14 protein-coding genes are annotated in these 15652 nt (G+C 62.9%); 7 read left to right on the top strand and 7 right to left on the bottom strand.

Features of this window, described 5'->3' with window-relative positions; all coding sequences use genetic code 11:
- Window positions 1–168 precede the first annotated feature (168 nt).
- Window positions 169–918 (bottom strand): dipeptidase PepE, encoded by a 750-nt coding sequence (pepE, locus tag BM079_RS15470; RefSeq protein ID WP_090135922.1) that lies wholly within the window; start codon window positions 916–918, stop codon window positions 169–171.
- Window positions 919–1068: 150 nt separating this feature from the next.
- Between pepE and BM079_RS15475 the strand changes: the two genes are divergently transcribed.
- On the top strand, window positions 1069–2208 hold the full coding sequence (locus BM079_RS15475) for a TonB-dependent siderophore receptor (RefSeq protein ID WP_090135924.1): 1140 nt from the start codon (window positions 1069–1071) through the stop codon (window positions 2206–2208).
- Window positions 2186–3220: a TonB-dependent siderophore receptor gene (locus BM079_RS15480; protein ID WP_090135927.1), complete on the top strand. Its 1035-nt coding sequence runs from the start codon at window positions 2186–2188 to the stop codon at window positions 3218–3220. The genes BM079_RS15475 and BM079_RS15480 overlap by 23 nt, the downstream gene beginning before the upstream one ends.
- Window positions 3221–3232: 12 nt before the next feature.
- Here the strand turns inward: BM079_RS15480 and BM079_RS15485 are convergent, their stop codons facing one another.
- The gene (locus BM079_RS15485) at window positions 3233–4300 is read right to left on the bottom strand and encodes a LacI family DNA-binding transcriptional regulator (RefSeq protein ID WP_175489727.1); all 1068 of its coding nucleotides are present in this window, start codon (window positions 4298–4300) and stop codon (window positions 3233–3235) included.
- Window positions 4301–4735: 435 nt separating this feature from the next.
- On the opposite strand from BM079_RS15485, the gene BM079_RS15490 reads away from it, so the two are divergent.
- The 5 genes from BM079_RS15490 to BM079_RS15510 all read left to right on the top strand — a co-directional run bounded on the left by BM079_RS15490 (window position 4736) and on the right by BM079_RS15510 (window position 10736).
- Window positions 4736–5662 (top strand): Bug family tripartite tricarboxylate transporter substrate binding protein, encoded by a 927-nt coding sequence (locus BM079_RS15490; RefSeq protein ID WP_175489728.1) that lies wholly within the window; start codon window positions 4736–4738, stop codon window positions 5660–5662.
- Between the two features lie 31 nt (window positions 5663–5693).
- Window positions 5694–6131: a tripartite tricarboxylate transporter TctB family protein gene (locus tag BM079_RS15495; protein WP_090135932.1), complete on the top strand. Its 438-nt coding sequence runs from the start codon at window positions 5694–5696 to the stop codon at window positions 6129–6131.
- A gap of 18 nt (window positions 6132–6149) precedes the next feature.
- Window positions 6150–7658: a tripartite tricarboxylate transporter permease gene (locus BM079_RS15500; protein ID WP_090135934.1), complete on the top strand. Its 1509-nt coding sequence runs from the start codon at window positions 6150–6152 to the stop codon at window positions 7656–7658.
- Between the two features lie 118 nt (window positions 7659–7776).
- Window positions 7777–8928 carry a mandelate racemase/muconate lactonizing enzyme family protein gene (locus BM079_RS15505; RefSeq protein ID WP_090135936.1) on the top strand — a complete coding sequence of 384 codons (1152 nt, stop codon included), beginning with the start codon at window positions 7777–7779 and terminating at the stop codon, window positions 8926–8928.
- A gap of 29 nt (window positions 8929–8957) precedes the next feature.
- Window positions 8958–10736: an alkaline phosphatase family protein gene (locus BM079_RS15510; protein WP_175489729.1), complete on the top strand. Its 1779-nt coding sequence runs from the start codon at window positions 8958–8960 to the stop codon at window positions 10734–10736.
- A gap of 88 nt (window positions 10737–10824) precedes the next feature.
- Here the strand turns inward: BM079_RS15510 and BM079_RS15515 are convergent, their stop codons facing one another.
- From BM079_RS15515 to bioF, 5 genes are read right to left on the bottom strand one after another with little or no spacing between them, the layout of a single operon-like run.
- Complete coding sequence (locus BM079_RS15515) at window positions 10825–12174, bottom strand: adenosylmethionine--8-amino-7-oxononanoate transaminase (protein WP_090135939.1); 1350 nt, start codon at window positions 12172–12174, stop codon at window positions 10825–10827.
- Complete coding sequence (gene bioD, locus BM079_RS15520; RefSeq protein ID WP_090135942.1) at window positions 12164–12874, bottom strand: dethiobiotin synthase; 711 nt, start codon at window positions 12872–12874, stop codon at window positions 12164–12166. The genes BM079_RS15515 and bioD overlap by 11 nt, the downstream gene beginning before the upstream one ends.
- Window positions 12875–12891: 17 nt before the next feature.
- Window positions 12892–13719, bottom strand: coding sequence for a malonyl-ACP O-methyltransferase BioC (gene bioC, locus BM079_RS15525; RefSeq protein WP_175489730.1), 828 nt, complete (start codon window positions 13717–13719; stop codon window positions 12892–12894).
- Window positions 13709–14470 carry an alpha/beta fold hydrolase gene (locus tag BM079_RS15530; protein ID WP_090135946.1) on the bottom strand — a complete coding sequence of 254 codons (762 nt, stop codon included), beginning with the start codon at window positions 14468–14470 and terminating at the stop codon, window positions 13709–13711. Before BM079_RS15530 ends, bioC begins: the two co-directional genes overlap by 11 nt.
- Window positions 14467–15651 carry an 8-amino-7-oxononanoate synthase gene (gene bioF, locus BM079_RS15535; protein ID WP_090136002.1) on the bottom strand — a complete coding sequence of 395 codons (1185 nt, stop codon included), beginning with the start codon at window positions 15649–15651 and terminating at the stop codon, window positions 14467–14469. Before bioF ends, BM079_RS15530 begins: the two co-directional genes overlap by 4 nt.
- Between the last annotated feature and the right edge of the window lies 1 nt (window position 15652).

The raw sequence follows: 15652 nt of genomic DNA on the forward strand, positions 1-15652 counted from the left end.
GGCAACGGCAGATATCATCGAGTATCCCGACTCGGGCAAGTTCATGGCACGCGCCGATGGTGCTGACAGCCAGCGCGTTCGCCTGATGGGCCACCATGATGATATGCCTGCCTACTGGGAAGATGAGCCGGGCGCATAAGCCACCCGCAGGGCACACCGTCAAAGGATTCACGGCGCTTTTGGGTCGTATCCAGTGTCATTCGATCCGAGCAGCCCATTGCAGGGCTGTCCCGCTGATAGCGCCTGTGTGCTCTGAGCGGCCAAAAGCCAGGCGTCCTGTTCACCGAGTAGCTCAAGCCTGTCACCTTCCCGGCGCAGGGCAGTGCCTTCCGGCAGGGCGACCACCCGGCTGTCGGGGTTGAGGGCCAGATACTCCGACAGACGCTCTTCCCGGCTTTCGCCGTGATGACCGGCACTCTTGGCGGCGATGAAATGCGGGTTGATCTGAAAGGGCACCAGATCGAAAGTGCGAAAGCTCGGAGGCTCGACAATCGGCATGTCGTTGGTGGTGCACAGGGTCGGAGCGGCGATGTTGGCGCCGGCGCTCCAGCCGATATAGGCCATGCCATCACGTACGCGCTCGCGAATCACGTCGATCAGTCCCTTTTCATAAAGACGACTGACCAGCGCGAAGGTGTTGCCACCGCCGACCATCAGCGCCTCGGCGCTGCGTATCGCCCCTTCGGGATCGTCGCTGTCATGAAGGCTTTCAAGGGATATCTCTTTGAGATCGAGTGCTGCGCGCACGTTGACCAGATAGGTATCAAAGGAGCGACTGACGCTGGCATGCGGGACAAACAGTGCCTGCCTGATTCTCACGGGATGAGCGCTCAAAAAATCCTTGATCAGCGGGCGAGCATACGCCAGATAGCCGCCATCACCGGCCATGGCGCTGCTCAGCAGCAGAAGTCGTGACATGTCATGGCCCTCGTGAAGTCATCACGTTTGTTAGCAGATATTGAATCTAAATGATAATTATTTTTATTGACTTTTGTAGCGGTGCTTTTCAGACTGCATCCCGCCTCTGGCCTTCATAACAAGGGCGCTAAATGCGCCGACAAGGGAACCATGAACGACACCACACATCGTCCGGAAGGCGTGTTCAACGCGTTTCCGCTTTTTTCGCATGTCTGCTCGAAACGCCACCGCCATCTGCCGGTCATGATGGTGTCCTCGGCCATGCTGCTGACCACGGCGCTGCCGCTTCAGGCGGCCCCGGCGCCCGAGACGCTGGAGACCGTCACCGTCGAGGCCAATGCCATTGCCGACAGTGCCGCCGGTCCCGACAGCTCGATCGTGGCCCAGCGCACCCTGACCGGCTCAAAAACCGACACCGATGTGCTGGATCTCTCCAATACCGTGTCGACGGTGACCGAAGAGGAGATGCGCACGCGCAACGTGAAGGACCTGGAGCAGGCGATCGGCTACACCGCCGGTGTGGCGGTAGATCAGTACGGCGGCGATGATCGCTATGACTTTTTCATGATTCGCGGCTTCGACAGTACCTCATCGGGTACCTATCGCGATGGGCTGAACCGTCGCACGGTCAATTTCACCGGTGGCAAGCTTGAACCCTACGGATTGCAGCGCATCGACGTGCTCAAGGGCTCGACCTCGACGCTCTTTGGTCTCAATGCGCCGGGTGGCATGGTCAATGCGATCACCAAGCGCCCGCTCGATTACGATTTTGGCGAGGTCTACACCACGCTGGGCGATGATCATACCGAGACCGGCGCCGATTTTGGCGGCCCGATCGATCAGGCCGGCGAGTGGACCTATCGCATCACGACCAAATGGCAGGATGCCGAACTCACTGCTGACGAAACCCGTGATGATCGCTTCTATTTTGCACCGGCCCTGACCTGGAAACCCGATGATGCCACGTCGCTGACGTTTCTGGCCGATTACAACAAGCGACGGGGTAACACTTCACACGCCATCCCGATGGGCTCAAATATCGATCCGGAGACCTTTCTCGGTGAGCCCGATTACAACGATATGGATCGCTTCGAGCGCAATGTCGGCTATCTCTTCGAGCACGAATTCCAGAACGGTCTGACCTTTCGCCAGAACGCCCGCTACACCCATCTCGACATGGATTACCGCCATGTCTATCTGAGCAACCCTGATCCGCGTGATGGGCGCGACGCATTTGTGGTAGCGGGCGAGCGGGACCAGTTATGCCATCGACAATCAGCTCCAGTTTGATCACGAGTTTGAGGGCGTCAAGACCCGTACCCTGGTGGGGTTTGACTACAACAATGACGAGGTCGACGAACGCTCCCGCTTCGGAACGGCGGGCGGGATTGATCCCGATAACCCGCGCTACTGCGGCGATGCCTGCGTCACGCTCGGTGCGCCCTCTGACTTTCACCAGAAACAGCTGTCGCGGGGCACCTACCTGCAGGAAGAGCTGACCTTCGATGATCGCTGGATCGTGACGCTGGGCGGGCGCTATGACGAGGTCATGACGGATACCGAAACGGACAGCTTTGGTGATTACGCCTTCACCAAGCGTGCCGGTCTGACCTGGAAGGCGCTGGATAACCTGTCGTTTTACACCAACTATTCCGAGTCGTTTGAACCGCCTTCAAGCCGCAGCTTTATCGTGGGCAGCGCCGAGCCGCAGGAGGGCAAACAGTACGAAGTCGGTGTGAAATATCGCCCGGAGAACATCGATGCGCTGTTCACGCTGGCCGCGTTTGATCTCACCCAGGAAAACGTGACCAAACAGGTGACGCCGACCCTTTATCGCCAGGTCGGTGAAATCAACGTTCGCGGGCTTGAACTCGAGGGCAAGATGGCCCTGACGGATCGGCTCAACATGACTGCGGCCTATTCGTACTGGGACCCTGAAATCAAGGAAGACGGCCTGAGCGGTAACGAAGGCAATCGACCGATACTGGTACCACGCAACATCGCCTCGGTATGGGCCGACTACACGATTCCGGGCAACAGCACCCGCGGTGATCTGACCATGGGGCTGGGCACCCGCTTTGTCGGCGATACCTATATAGATGACGCCAACAGTGAGCGCGCCGCCTCCTACACGCTGGTCGATGCCATGGCGCGCTATGAGCTGACCCGTGATCTGGATCTGGCCGTCAACGTGACCAACCTGTTTGATCGGGACTATCTGACCTACGTCAATAGCTTCAGCAACAGCGGCTTTTACGGCGATGGCCGTTCGGTGCTGACCACGCTGCGCTATCACTGGTAGCGTGCTGCCGGATCAGGGCATGCGGTCATGGTCGTCGCGGAGGGCGCAGGCATTATCCTGCGTGCTCTGTCTGACGATCAGCCTGACCCCAAGATCGAGTCGTCTCTCGTCGTCATCGATCCGCCGGGTCAGGCTGTCAAGAAGCAGACGGGCGGTCCGCTGGCCGATCTCGTGGCGCGGCGGTTCGATGGTGGTCAGGGGCGGCACCGTACTGGTCGTGAAGTCCAGGTTGCCGAAGCCTGCCAGGGCGATGTCGGCGGGAATCTCCAGTCTCTGGCGCTGACACTCGAACATCACGCCGAGCGCGACCATATCGTTGGAGCAGGCGATCGCCGCGGTGTCGGGATGGTCCCTGAGCAGCTCATTGGTGAGTTGCCCGGTCTCTTCGGCGTGACTTCGCCCGCTCAGCTCCCGAAGCACAACCGTGCCACCAGCGGCTTCGATGGTGTTGCGAAAGCCGTGATAGCGATCGCGCGCACGTACGTCGCGTTGAAACCTGGTGCTGATAAAAGCGGTCTGCAGCCTTTCCTGCGCCAGCAGATGCTCCGCGATCAGTCGGCCGCAGTCATGGTGTGAAAACCCCACCACCATATCGAGTCCTGTCTGGCCGTAGTCCCACATTTCGACCACCGGGATACCGCTTTGAGAGAGCAGCCTCTGCGTCTGACGGCTGTGACCGAAGCCCGTCAGGACCAGCCCTGCCGGGTTCCAGCTCAGAATCGAGCGGACCAGCTCCTCCTCTCGCGTCGCGTCAAACTCAGTATTGCCGATCAAAAGCTGATAACCGGCGTCACGCAAATGGCGCTCCAGCGTCTCCAGCGTTTCGGAAAAAAAGGAGTTCGTGATCGTGGGTACGATGACGCCGATCACTCGCGATGTCGACGAGGCGAGCCCGCCCGCCATGACGTTGGGAAGATAGCCCAGCCGATCGATCGCCGACTGGATCAGCTCGGCGCGGCGTGCAGAAACTTCGTCGGGCCGGCGAAGATAGAGCGATACCGTACTGGGCGAGACGTCGGCGAGCCGGGCGACGTCGCCCATGGTAATCCGCTGTGATCCGCGTCGCTGTCGCTTGGCCAAACTTTGATCTCCTGTCGTCGAGGTCGGCCATGGCTGGCCGCTTGTGGACATATGTCATGCGTTCATGCGTTCATGCCTTCAAGGGGAACAAACATGACGCCGTTCTCGTTGTCTTTTGACTCTGGTTCGAGCGTCTATTGCGTCGAGAATCTATAGGTTTGAGAGTCTATTGGTTCGAGAGTCTACTGGCTCGATAGTCTATTGGTTCGAGAAAACGGGTGTTATCGCGATGGTTCTCCATACGCATCAAGCCTTTAGGCAAACCCTGCGACGAATGGACGATAAACAGCCGTTGTCAGGTCAAAATCGTAGCGCTACGATTTTGACCTGAATTGATCCGGTTTGGCCACGAAAAAAGTTTCACAACCTGATCATTGATCCATCTGCGCTGATGATGATGCCCTGAATCGTAGCGCTGCGAAAATGGAGTCCGCCATGAGCGCTTTACGTCACTCTCTCGTTGCCGCCGCCCTCGTCGGCATCACGCAGTCGGCGGCGGCCGACAACCTGGACTTCGTGGTGCCCTTCGCGGCGGGAGGGGCCACCGATATCGTCGCTCGGAGTTTCGAGCCGATTTTTTCCGAGCAGCTCGGTGTAACCTCCGTGATCCGCAACGTTGCCGGGGCGAGTGCCACGGTGGGCACGGCGGAGGTCGCCAAAAGCGAAGGCAATCCCAACATCATCGGCTACGAACCGGCCGGCGCGCTGTCGATCCAGCCCTCGCTCAAGGATCTGCCCTATGGGCCGGAAAGTTTTACCTATGTCTGCCGCACGGTCTCCAACCCGATGTTTTTGATGGTGTCGAAGGATTCCGACATCGATTCCATTGATCAGCTCATCGAGGAATCCCGGGAGTATCCATTTCTCTACGGTTCATCCGGCCCGGGTACGCTCCCGCACCTCGCCATGGCCGCGCTTACCGTCAAGAGCGATCTTCAGGCGCAGCACGTGCCCTACAGCGGCTCCGGCCCGGCGATGAATGCGCTCGCCGGCAACGAGATCCAGATCATGGCCGACACCGAGACCATTCTCGAGAACTACGACCTGAAGCCGCTGGCGGTCTTTGCTGAACAGCGGGTCGAAGGGTACGAGGACGTGCCGACGTTCAAGGAACTCGGCATGCAGGATCTCGAGTTTTCGGTCTGGCAGGGCGTCGTCGCGCCGAAGGGTATCTCGCAGGAACGTGCCGATGCCTTCGCCGATGCCTGCAGGGCGACCGTCGAGTCGGACCGCTTCAAGACCTTCGCTGACAAGTCCGGGGTCAGCATCGACTATCTCGGCCCCGAGGATTTCAAGGACTTCGTTGCGCGCCGCGTCGAGGTCAACCAGCAGGTGCTCAAGGACGCCGGTCTGACCGAATAGATCACTCGTTCTCTCGTTTGAAGGAGTCGGTATGACGTCGACACTGCTCCACCCTCGAATTGTCACCGCTTTCGCGCTGCTGCTTGTTGGTGCGGGCTTGTCGATCACGGCCTGGCAGGGGCCGGACGACGCCATGCTGGTGCCGCGGTTTGTGCTCACGATCTGGTGCGCGACGGCGTTGATGGTGCTGATCGGTGAGCTGATTCGTCGCGCGCCGGTGGCGAAAGCCCAACGCTCGCCGTTGCCGCTGTTGATGGCAGCAGTGCTGATCGCGGCCATCGCCACCGCGAGTCTCGGCTTTCTGATTCCGGCACTGCCCCTGGTGGCGCTGACGCTGTGGCTCTTTCGCGTTCGCCAGCCTTTGTGGCTTGTGCTGGGCACGCTGATTCTCGGCGGCGGGCTCTGGTTTTTGTTTCACCATGTACTGCTGATCCGGCTGCCGACGCTGCTTGCCAGCGGTCTGATCTGACTTTCGGAGGCGACCAGGATGGATATCGTTCTCGCGGCGGCAGCCGATGCCTTCACCTGGCAGGCACTGCTCGCCATCGTCGTCGGCACTTGGGCGGGCATCATCATCGGCGGCCTGCCCGGGCTCGGTTCGGTTGTCGGGCTGACCATCTTTTTGCCGTTTACCTTCGGCATGGACGTCATCACCAGCATGGCGCTGCTGATCGGGGTCTACTGCGGCTCCGTCTACGGCGGTTCGATCACCGCGATTCTGATCAATACCCCGGGCACGCCTCAGGCGGCGGCGACCACCTTCGACGGCTATCCGATGACCCAGCAGGGGCGGGTCGGTGAAGCGCTGGGCTGGGCCACTTTCGCCTCGTTCTTCGGCGGCGTGCTGTCATGCGTGATGCTGATCGTCGGGGCGCCGCAGCTGGCGAAGTTCGCGGTCAACTTCGGTTCCATCGAGGTGTTCGCGCTGGTCTGTCTGGCCATGCTCTGCATCGTCGGCGTCTCCCGGGGCAGCACCCTCAAGGGCATCCTCTGCGGCATGATGGGGTTTCTGTTCTCGATGGTGGGCAGCGACCCGATCACCGGGGCGGATCGCTTCACGTTCGGTCAGTATGCGTTGAGCTCGGGGCTGACGCTGATTCCGGTGGTAGTCGGGGCGTTCGCGCTCTCGGAGATCTTCGTCCGCTTTGCAAGCCGTGACGACGAGGCGGCGCGCATCCCCGAGGCACGGCTCACGTTTCCCGGCCTGCGCGACATCGGCCGGCGCATGGTCGAGCTGCTGCGCGGCTCCTTCATTGGCGGTTTTATCGGCGCGCTGCCGGGTACCGGTGCAGCGGCGGCGGCCTTCATCAGCTATGCCTCGGCGCAGAAACTCTCGCCCAGACGCCAGCATCTCGGCAAGGGCGAGCCGGACGGCCTCATCGCCTCGGAGTCCTCCAACAATGCCGTCACCGGCAGCTCGTTCATTCCCACCCTGGCGCTCGGCATCCCCGGGGACGTGGTCACGGCGATGATGATGGGCGCAATGGTGATTCACGGCATCACGCCGGGGGTGCGGCTGATGGCGGATCAGGCACAGACGGTTTACGCGCTCTTCGTGGTGCTGATCATCGTCAACGTGGCGATGCTGATTCTCAGCAAGCCCTCGATCGGCCTGTTCCGCTATCTCTTCAAGCTACCGCAGGGCTTCGTGATGGGCGGCATCGTGATGTTCAGCTTCATCGGTGCGGTCTCGGTGCGCGGCAATCCGCTGGATCTCATCGTTGCCGCCGTTACCGGTCTGCTCGCCTATGTGCTGCGTCGCGGCGGCTACCCGCTGGCGCCGCTGGTGATCGGCATGGTGCTCGGCCCCGAGCTCGAAAGCTCGCTGCGCCGCGGGCTTTTGATCTCGCGCGGCGATTTCAGCGCCTTTTTCACTCACAGCACCATCGCCAGCGTGCTTTTCGTCCTGATTGCGCTGTTCATCGCCGGTACGCTCTGGTCCGGATTCAGCCAGTGGCGCAAGGACCGTGCCGCGGCCGGGACGCCGGCCGCGTGATCCGAAGATGTCTGGATATCCGTCGAGGCTTCAAGGTCCGTAGAGACTGCCATTTCAAGGTCCGCAGAGACTGCCACTTCAAAGTCCGCAGAGACTGCCAATAAAGAGAGAGCCCTTCATGACTCGCGTGACCGATCTCAAGACCCACGTTCTCGCCGCGCCGCTGGCCGAGCCGTTTGCGTTCTCCCAGGGCTGGGTGCATCAGCGCACCGCCATGCTGGTAGAGATCACCACTGACGATGGCCTGACAGGCTGGGGCGAGTGCGTCAATCACGGCCTGCAGCCACCTCAGGTTGCTCAGGCCATGGTCGAGCATGCGCTCAAGCCGCTGGTGATCGGTCGTTCGATCTTCGACCGCGAGGTGCTGTGGGAGGCGATGTATAACCACACCCGTCCCTACGGCCAGCAGGGTGTGGCGCTGTTTGGCATCGCCGCGATCGATGTCGCGCTGTGGGATCTTGCCGGCAAGGCCCTCGGTCAGCCCGTGCATCGGCTGATGGGCGGTGCGTTTCGTGGGCGCATTCGCCCCTACGCGACCGGTTTCTATCGCCGCCAGGACGGGGTTTATCCCGACGAGGTCGTCGAGGAGGCATTGCGTCACCAGTCCAACGGCTACCGCGCGATGAAGATCAAGACCGGCTTCGGCATCGAGGCGGATATCCGCGACATGCGTGCGGTGCGTGAGGCGGTCGGTGACGACATTGCGCTGATGATGGATGCCAACTGCGCCTACAGCGTCCCGGCAGCGCGGCGCATCCTGATGGAGCTTGAAGAGACGCGCGTGCATCTGTTCGAGGAGCCGCTGAGCCCGGAGAACCGCCATGGCTACCGCGAGCTCAAAGGGCTATCGACAACCTGGATTGCCGCCGGCGAAAACGAATACACCCGGTTTGGTTATCGAGACTGGATCAGCGACGGCGCCCTCGATGTGATTCAGCCCGACATCGGTGCCGCCGGTGGACTCACCGAATGCCGCAGGATCGCCTCGCTCGCCCAGGCATGGCACGTGCCGGTAATGCCGCATGTCTGGGGCACCGGCATTGGCCTGGCCGCGGCGGTACAGCTGATCGCCACCCTGGCCCCTCAGCCGCTGTCGCTGACACCCGATGACCCCATGCTTGAATACGATCAGTCCGCGCATCCCTTCCGGCAGGAGCTGATCGGCGGTGAATTTGGTCTCGACGCCGAGGGCCTTGTCGCGGTGCCGGAAGGGCCGGGACTGGGTATCGAGATTGATCGGTCGGTCATCGACCGCTATCGCATCGCATGAACGATGCGCCGCAGCCACCAGAGACCGCTATGAACGAATCGAGGAAAATCCTGCTACTGGGCGTTGACGGGCTGATCCCGGAGCTCGTCGAACGCTTCTGCGCCGAGGGTGTACTGCCGAATATCCAGCGGCTGCGTGATGAAGGTGGCTCGACGCGCCTTCTGCCCTATATCTCCACCTGGGGGGATACCAACTTCGTGACGCTGCTGACCGGTCAGGCCCCCGGCACCAGCTGGGTCGGCCAGCGCCACCCACCGCACGGTACGCGTCATCTGCTCGAGCTGATGCGGGATGCCGGCAAGCGCGCCGCGCTGGTGCATTTTCCCGAAAGCCTGACGCCCGCCGATGAGCGCGATCTCTGCCTCGCGCCGTTCTGGAGCGACAAGGGGCCAGCACCGATGGAGCTGGCGCCGGCGTGTCTGCACACGACCCGCCTGGACAGCTGGCAGGTGGAGGAGCCTGACGAAGCGCTGGGCTGGCCGCCGACCGGTACGCTCGCCCATCATCAGAAGCACAACCGCTACGCCATCGAGCGTGCCGGTGAGAGTTTTGTGGCCCATATTCCCGCACATCGCGTCGCGCCGGTGACGGTCATATTGCACCCCGAGGGCGAACGTCTTCGCGTTGAAGTGGCCGGCACCGAGATGAGGCTCGGCGTCGGGGAGTGGAGCGAGTGGCTGGCGCTGGAAGACGATCACGCGCTGGAGGGCAAGCCGGCGGCTGTACGCTTCAAGCTGCTGGCGTTCGACCCTGCCACCGGTGATATCGATCTGCTGCAGTCGCAGGTCACCGCGCCGGCCGGGGGCAGCGGTCGACCGGGATTGACGCGCCGACTGATCGCGCGCCACGGTTCCTTTGTGTCCAAGTGGGCTGTCTCCGCCGATCCGAGCAGCCGTTACTTCGAGACCAGCTTCGAGGAGGGGCGCTACCAGCTCGAGTGGCTGGTCGACAGCGCCCTGACGCTGCTCAACGACGAAGGCTTCTCGCTTTTTGCCACCGTCTTTCGACTGAACGACGAAACACACCATACGAGCCTTGCCCAGTGCGATCCCGAATCGCGCTTTTATGACTGCGAACACCACGAGCGCTATCTCGACGTTATCCGCCGTTCATATCGCCTGCTCGATGAGGCGGTAGGTCGCGCGCTCGCCGGCTGCGACGACGACACCACCTTCGTGCTCGCTTCCGACCATGGCGATGTCCCCAACAGCCATCTTTGCGATATCCACAGGCGGTTGGCCGAGTTCAACCTGTGCATACTCGATGACGCAGGGCGCCCGGACCCGGGCCGGAGCCCGGCGTTTCTCAAGGACGAGCGCGGCGGGCTGGAGATTTTCGTCAACCGCAATCTCGTACCCGAGCGCGAGATTGAGGCTGTGAAGACCCGCATCCTCAAGGCGCTGACCACCTGGTATGTCGACACTGCTGGCGGTGAACGCAACGTCGTCGCGCTGGCGGTGAAGCGTGACGACGCCGCACCGCTCGGCTACTGGGGTGAGGCGATGGGCGATGTGCTCTTCGCCTACGCCCAGGGCTTCGTCTGGGGCAGCAACGTCCGCGGCGATACCGTCGCGCCGGTGACTTCTCCCGGTGCCAACCACGGCCCTCAGGTGCCTACTGCCCGCACGGCATTCGCTTCCAACCAGGGCATCGCTTTCTTTCATGGCGCCGGCGTGCGCCATGGCGATCGGCTCGGTATGGATGCGCTACCGCGCATGGACAGCGTCGGCGCAACGTTCGCGCGGTTGCTCAGGCTTCCCATGGATTCACTGGATGGCCAGGTACTGGAAGGATTTGTCGACGAATAGACGCTGCAACATGCAGGAGTAATGGCCCGTGTTTCGAGCGCAGTGAGCCCGGGGGCGACTGTCGATCCCGGGCATGGTGTCGGAAAGGCTACTGTCCGGTGGCCACTTCCAGCCCTTCGCGGGTGACCTCGCCGAGAAAGTCGATCTCTTCCGGTGTGATCACATAGGGCGGCATCCAGTAGATGACATTGCCCAGCGGGCGCAGCATGGCGCCGCGAGACATGGCGTGCTGAAAGACCTTGAGCCCGCGGCGCTCGCGAAAGTCGTAGGGCTCGAGCGTCGCCTTGTCCTTCACCATTTCGATGGCGACCACCATGCCGGTCTGGCGCACATCGCCCACATGCGGATGGTCGCGCAGCGGCGCGGTGACCTGTTCGATGCGCGCCGCCCTCTCCCGATTGGCCGCGATCACGTCGTCCTCTTCCAGAATATCGAGCGTGGCCAGGGCGGCGGCGCAGGCCAGCGGATTGCCGGTGTAACTGTGTGAATGGAGAAACGCTCTAAGCGTTGAATAGTCGTCATAGAAGGCGGCGTAGATATCATCGGTGGTCATCACCACCGACAGGGGCAGATAACCGCCGGTAATTGCCTTGGACAGGCACAGATAGTCCGGGCGCACGCCGGCCTGCTCGCAGGCGAACATCGTGCCGGTGCGCCCGAAGCCGACCGCGATCTCATCGAAAATCAGCTGGACGTTGTGACGGTCGCAGGCCTCGCGCAGCCAGCTCAGATACTCCGGCGGATACATGCGCATGCCGCCGGCACACTGGATCAGCGGCTCGACGATGACGGCGGCCAGCTCATCGCCATGACGCTCGAGCGCCGCTTCCATGTGGGCAAAGGCGGCGCGGGCCTGGTCGATCCATTGATCGCGCGGCAGGCCGAATCCGTCCGGTGCCGGCACCTTGATGACATCCAGCAGCAGCGAGCGGTAGGTGTCGGTAAAGATGGCGACATCGCCCACCGACAGCGCGCCCAGCGTTTCGCCGTGATAGCCGTTGGTGATGGTCAGAAAGCGTCGCTTTTCCGGGCGGCCGCGGTTGTGCCAGTAGTGGTAGCTCATCTTGAGCGCGATCTCGATCGCCGAGGAGCCGTTGTCGGCATAGAAGCAGTGCCCCAGCCCGGCGGGGGCCAGCCGACCCAGTCGCTCGGAGAGCTCGATCACCGGCTGATGGGTAAAACCGGACAAAATGACGTGTTCGAGCGTGTCCAGCTGGGTCTTGATCCGATCATTGATGCGCTCGTTGGCGTGGCCGAGGATATTGACCCACCAGGAGCTGATGGCATCCAGACAGCGCTTGCCTTCGAAGTCCTCGAGCCATACCCCCTTGCCCGAACGGATGGGGGTCACCGGCAGGGTTTCATGGTCCTTCATCTGCGTGCAGGGATGCCAGAGACTGGCCAGATCGCGCTGCATCCATGTGGCGTTATCGTTCATGAGGCTCCAGTAGGGGGTCGAGATCAAGACAGTGGCCGACCCGTTCCGGGGTCGGGTCGGCCAGATGAGACACGCTTCCCAGACAGGGAATGCCGGCGCGCTGGCTCAGCCAGTGATCGAGCGTGGCCAGATTGGCCGTCAGTCGGGAAGTCCGGTCGTCGACGACGTTGGCCACCCAGCCGGCCACACGCAGACCGTCACGCTCGATGGCCTCCAGGGTCAGGCGGGCGTGATTGATGGCGCCCAGGCGTACGCCCACCACCAGAATCACCGGCAGGTCCAGTGCCACGGCCAGATCGGAGAGCGAGGCCGTCTCGTTGATGGGCACGCGCCAGCCGCCGGCCCCCTCGATCAGGGTCAGGTCGGCCTGCTGCTTCAGCAGGGTCTGCATGGGGGCGAGCAGCCCGGCCAGCGACAGCTCGGTTCCGGCTTCGAGTGCGGCGATATGAGGCGCGATGGCTGGTTCGAACGCCAGCGGATTGACCGTGTCGTAGCTCAGGGCCGGCGCACACTGCGCCTGTAGTGCCAGGGCATCGTCATTGCGCAGCCCGTCCGGCGTCAGCACGCTGCCAGAGGCCACCGGCTTGCCCGCGGCGGTGGTCAGCCCCCGACGGCGGGCCAGGTGCAGCAGGCTCGAGGCGATCAGGGTCTTGCCGGCATCGGTGTCGGTACCGGTCACGAAAAAGGCGTTGGGGGTCATGTCGGGGTATCAGCAGGTCATGGAACAGGGGCAGCGGGCTTGCGTGTCACGATAAAGGCCACCCGGTAGGTCGTGGGCAGCCCGTTCGGGGTTCGAAAGCGCTCCAGTGATCGGGTCAGGCACGCCCAGCGCTGACGGCTCATCAGGCCCCGGCAGGACGGCCGTTCCAGCGTGGCCGCGCCCACGGCCTTCAGGGCCTGCAGGCTCTCGGCGGCGCTGTCATGAAAGGCCAGATGATCGGCGCAGCTCAGGTGATGGCCCGTCAGCGGGCTGGCGTGCAGATGATTCACAAGCGCCGGGGGCGTCAGGAAGGTGTTGACCCGCGGGGCTTCATCCAGTGTGGCAAAGGCGTGTTTCAGCTCGCCCAGCGTGCCATCGAGCAGGGTGGTAAAGGCCAGCCACCCCCCGGGGCGCAGCGCGCGCGCGGCTTCCTGCAGAAATCCTGCCGGCGAAGCACACCACTGAATGGCCAGACTGGACACCACCATATCCAGGCTGTGATCGGCAAAGGGCATCTGCTCGGCCTCGCCGGACTGCCAGGTCAGTCGGTCATGGCCACGCCGGCGGGTAGCCTCCTGCAGCATGCCGGGCGCCGGATCTATCCCAGTGATTCGGGCATTGGGATAGCGTGCACGCAACCCCGCGGTGACATGGCCGGTACCGCAGCCGATATCCGCCAGCCGGGTCAGGGCCCGATTGGGAAGGGCACTGTCGAGCGGGAGCGCGCCGAGCAGGGCATCGGCCACCTCGCGCTGGAGGCCGGCATGGGTGTCGTAATGGCGGGCGGCCCTTGAAAAATTCTCCGCAATGCGGTGTTTCAGGGCCGGTGCCACGTCAGCGTTCATCCGCCTGGTCTCCATCATGTCGCCGGATAAAGGCTGCCATGATGTCGGCGCAGCGCTCGGGATGTTCCAGCGGAAAGGCATGGCCGGTATCCGCCATCGTGTGGGTCTCGCTACCGGCAGACAAGAGTTCGGCAACCGCGGCACAGGCACTGGCTGGCACCATCGCATCGTATTCAGCAAACAGATGCAGCCCGGGGTTCCGGTGTTGGGGCAACAGCGTCCGCAGGTCCATCTGTTGAAGCATCGACAGTCCGGCCAGGGCATGTTCAAGGTTCAAGGGGAGCGAGTGTTGTTCGATATGACGTGCCATGTGACCGGTGTTGGCACTCCCCCGGGCGGCCAGCGCGGCAAAGCGGGAAAAGGTCGCTTCCGGTGATTTTGACCACCGGTTTCGAAAGGCCACCAAGGTGGCGATCGGCAGGGCGCAGCCCCAGTCATCGCGGGTGATGAAGCTGGCATTGCTGCCCAGGGTGATCACGCCGGGACAGCGCTTGCCGCGCCGCGCTGACAGCGCCATGGCCAGCATGCCGCCCAGTGACCAGCCGGCCAGCCAGGCGTGATCGGGCAGCTGGCTGTCGAGTTCATCGAGCCAGGTCTCCGGGTGGTCGTCTTCCAGCAACGGCAGGGGGATCGTGCTGATTGTCCAGCCCGGCAGCTGCGCTTCCAGTGCTGACGCCAGCGGCGCCATGGCCGAGGGTGCGATGGCCCAGCCCGGCAGCAGTATCAGGGTCGGCGAAGGTGTAATGCTCATGGGGTCAGTGCTCGGCAGCCGTGTTCAAGAGCTGACAATAGCTGATCCAGGTCCGTCTCGGTATGCGCCGCCGAGAGGGTAACGCGCAGTCGGGAGGTGCCGGGCGGCACTGTGGGCGGCCGGATGGCGGTGCACAGAACGCCTTCGTCGCGCAGACGCGCCGACAGCGCCATTGCTTTGTGCTCGTCGCCGATCAGCAGCGGCTGAATGGGTGTTTCGGAGGGCATCAGCGTGATACCGGGCAACGCCAGCGTGCTCAGCTCGCGTCGAAAGCGCCGGATCAGATGGTGCAGGTGGGCACGCCGCTCGGGCTCGGTCTGCACGATATCCAGCGACGCCAGCGTGGCCGCAGTCAGCGCCGGCGAGAGACTGGTGGTGTAGATGAACGGCCGCGCAAACTGGATCAGGGTCTCGATCAGGGTGTGGCTGCCGGCCACAAAGGCGCCCTGGGTGCCGAGCGCCTTGCCCAGCGTGCCGACCAGAATGGGCACCTCGGCGGGGGCCACGTTCTGTGCCTCCAGCGTGCCGGCGCCGTGGGTACCGAGCACCCCAAGGCCGTGGGCATCATCGATCATCAGCGGCACCTCATGGCGACGGGCCAGCGCGGCCAGCGCGTCAACATCGGCGCAGTCGCCATCCATGCTGAAGACCCCATCGCTGACCAGCAGGCGATCCGATGCCGGCGCCAGCCTTGCCAGTATCTGCTCTGCGGATGAGAAGCTGGCGTGATCGAAGCGGTGAAGCCGGGCACCTGACAGGCGGGTGCCATCCAGCAGCGAGGCGTGATTGAGCCGGTCATGAATGACATGGCCGCTGCGCGGCATCAGCGCCGAGATCACGCCCAGATTGGCCTTGTAGCCGCTGGAAAACAGAAGGGCGCGTTCATGGCCGGTCCACTGCGCCAGGCGCGCCTCAAGCCGGTCGTGAATCTGCTGATGACCGTTGACCAGATGCGAGGCGCCGCCGCCGGTGCCATAACGGCGCGCGCCTTCGCACATGGCCTCGACCACGCGCGGGTGCGTGGCAAGCCCCAGATAATCGTTGCTGCAGAAGGTCAGCATGGCCCGGCCGTCGATCCGGGTATGCACGCCGGCATCACTCTGGCTGCGGCGCTGCCGATAATGGCCGGTTGACCTCTGTTGTTCCAGCTGATGGCTCAGCGCGCGTTCGAAGGTGTTCATC

It is taken from the genome of Kushneria avicenniae (assembly GCF_900112585.1).
Lineage (GTDB): Bacteria > Pseudomonadota > Gammaproteobacteria > Pseudomonadales > Halomonadaceae > Kushneria > Kushneria avicenniae.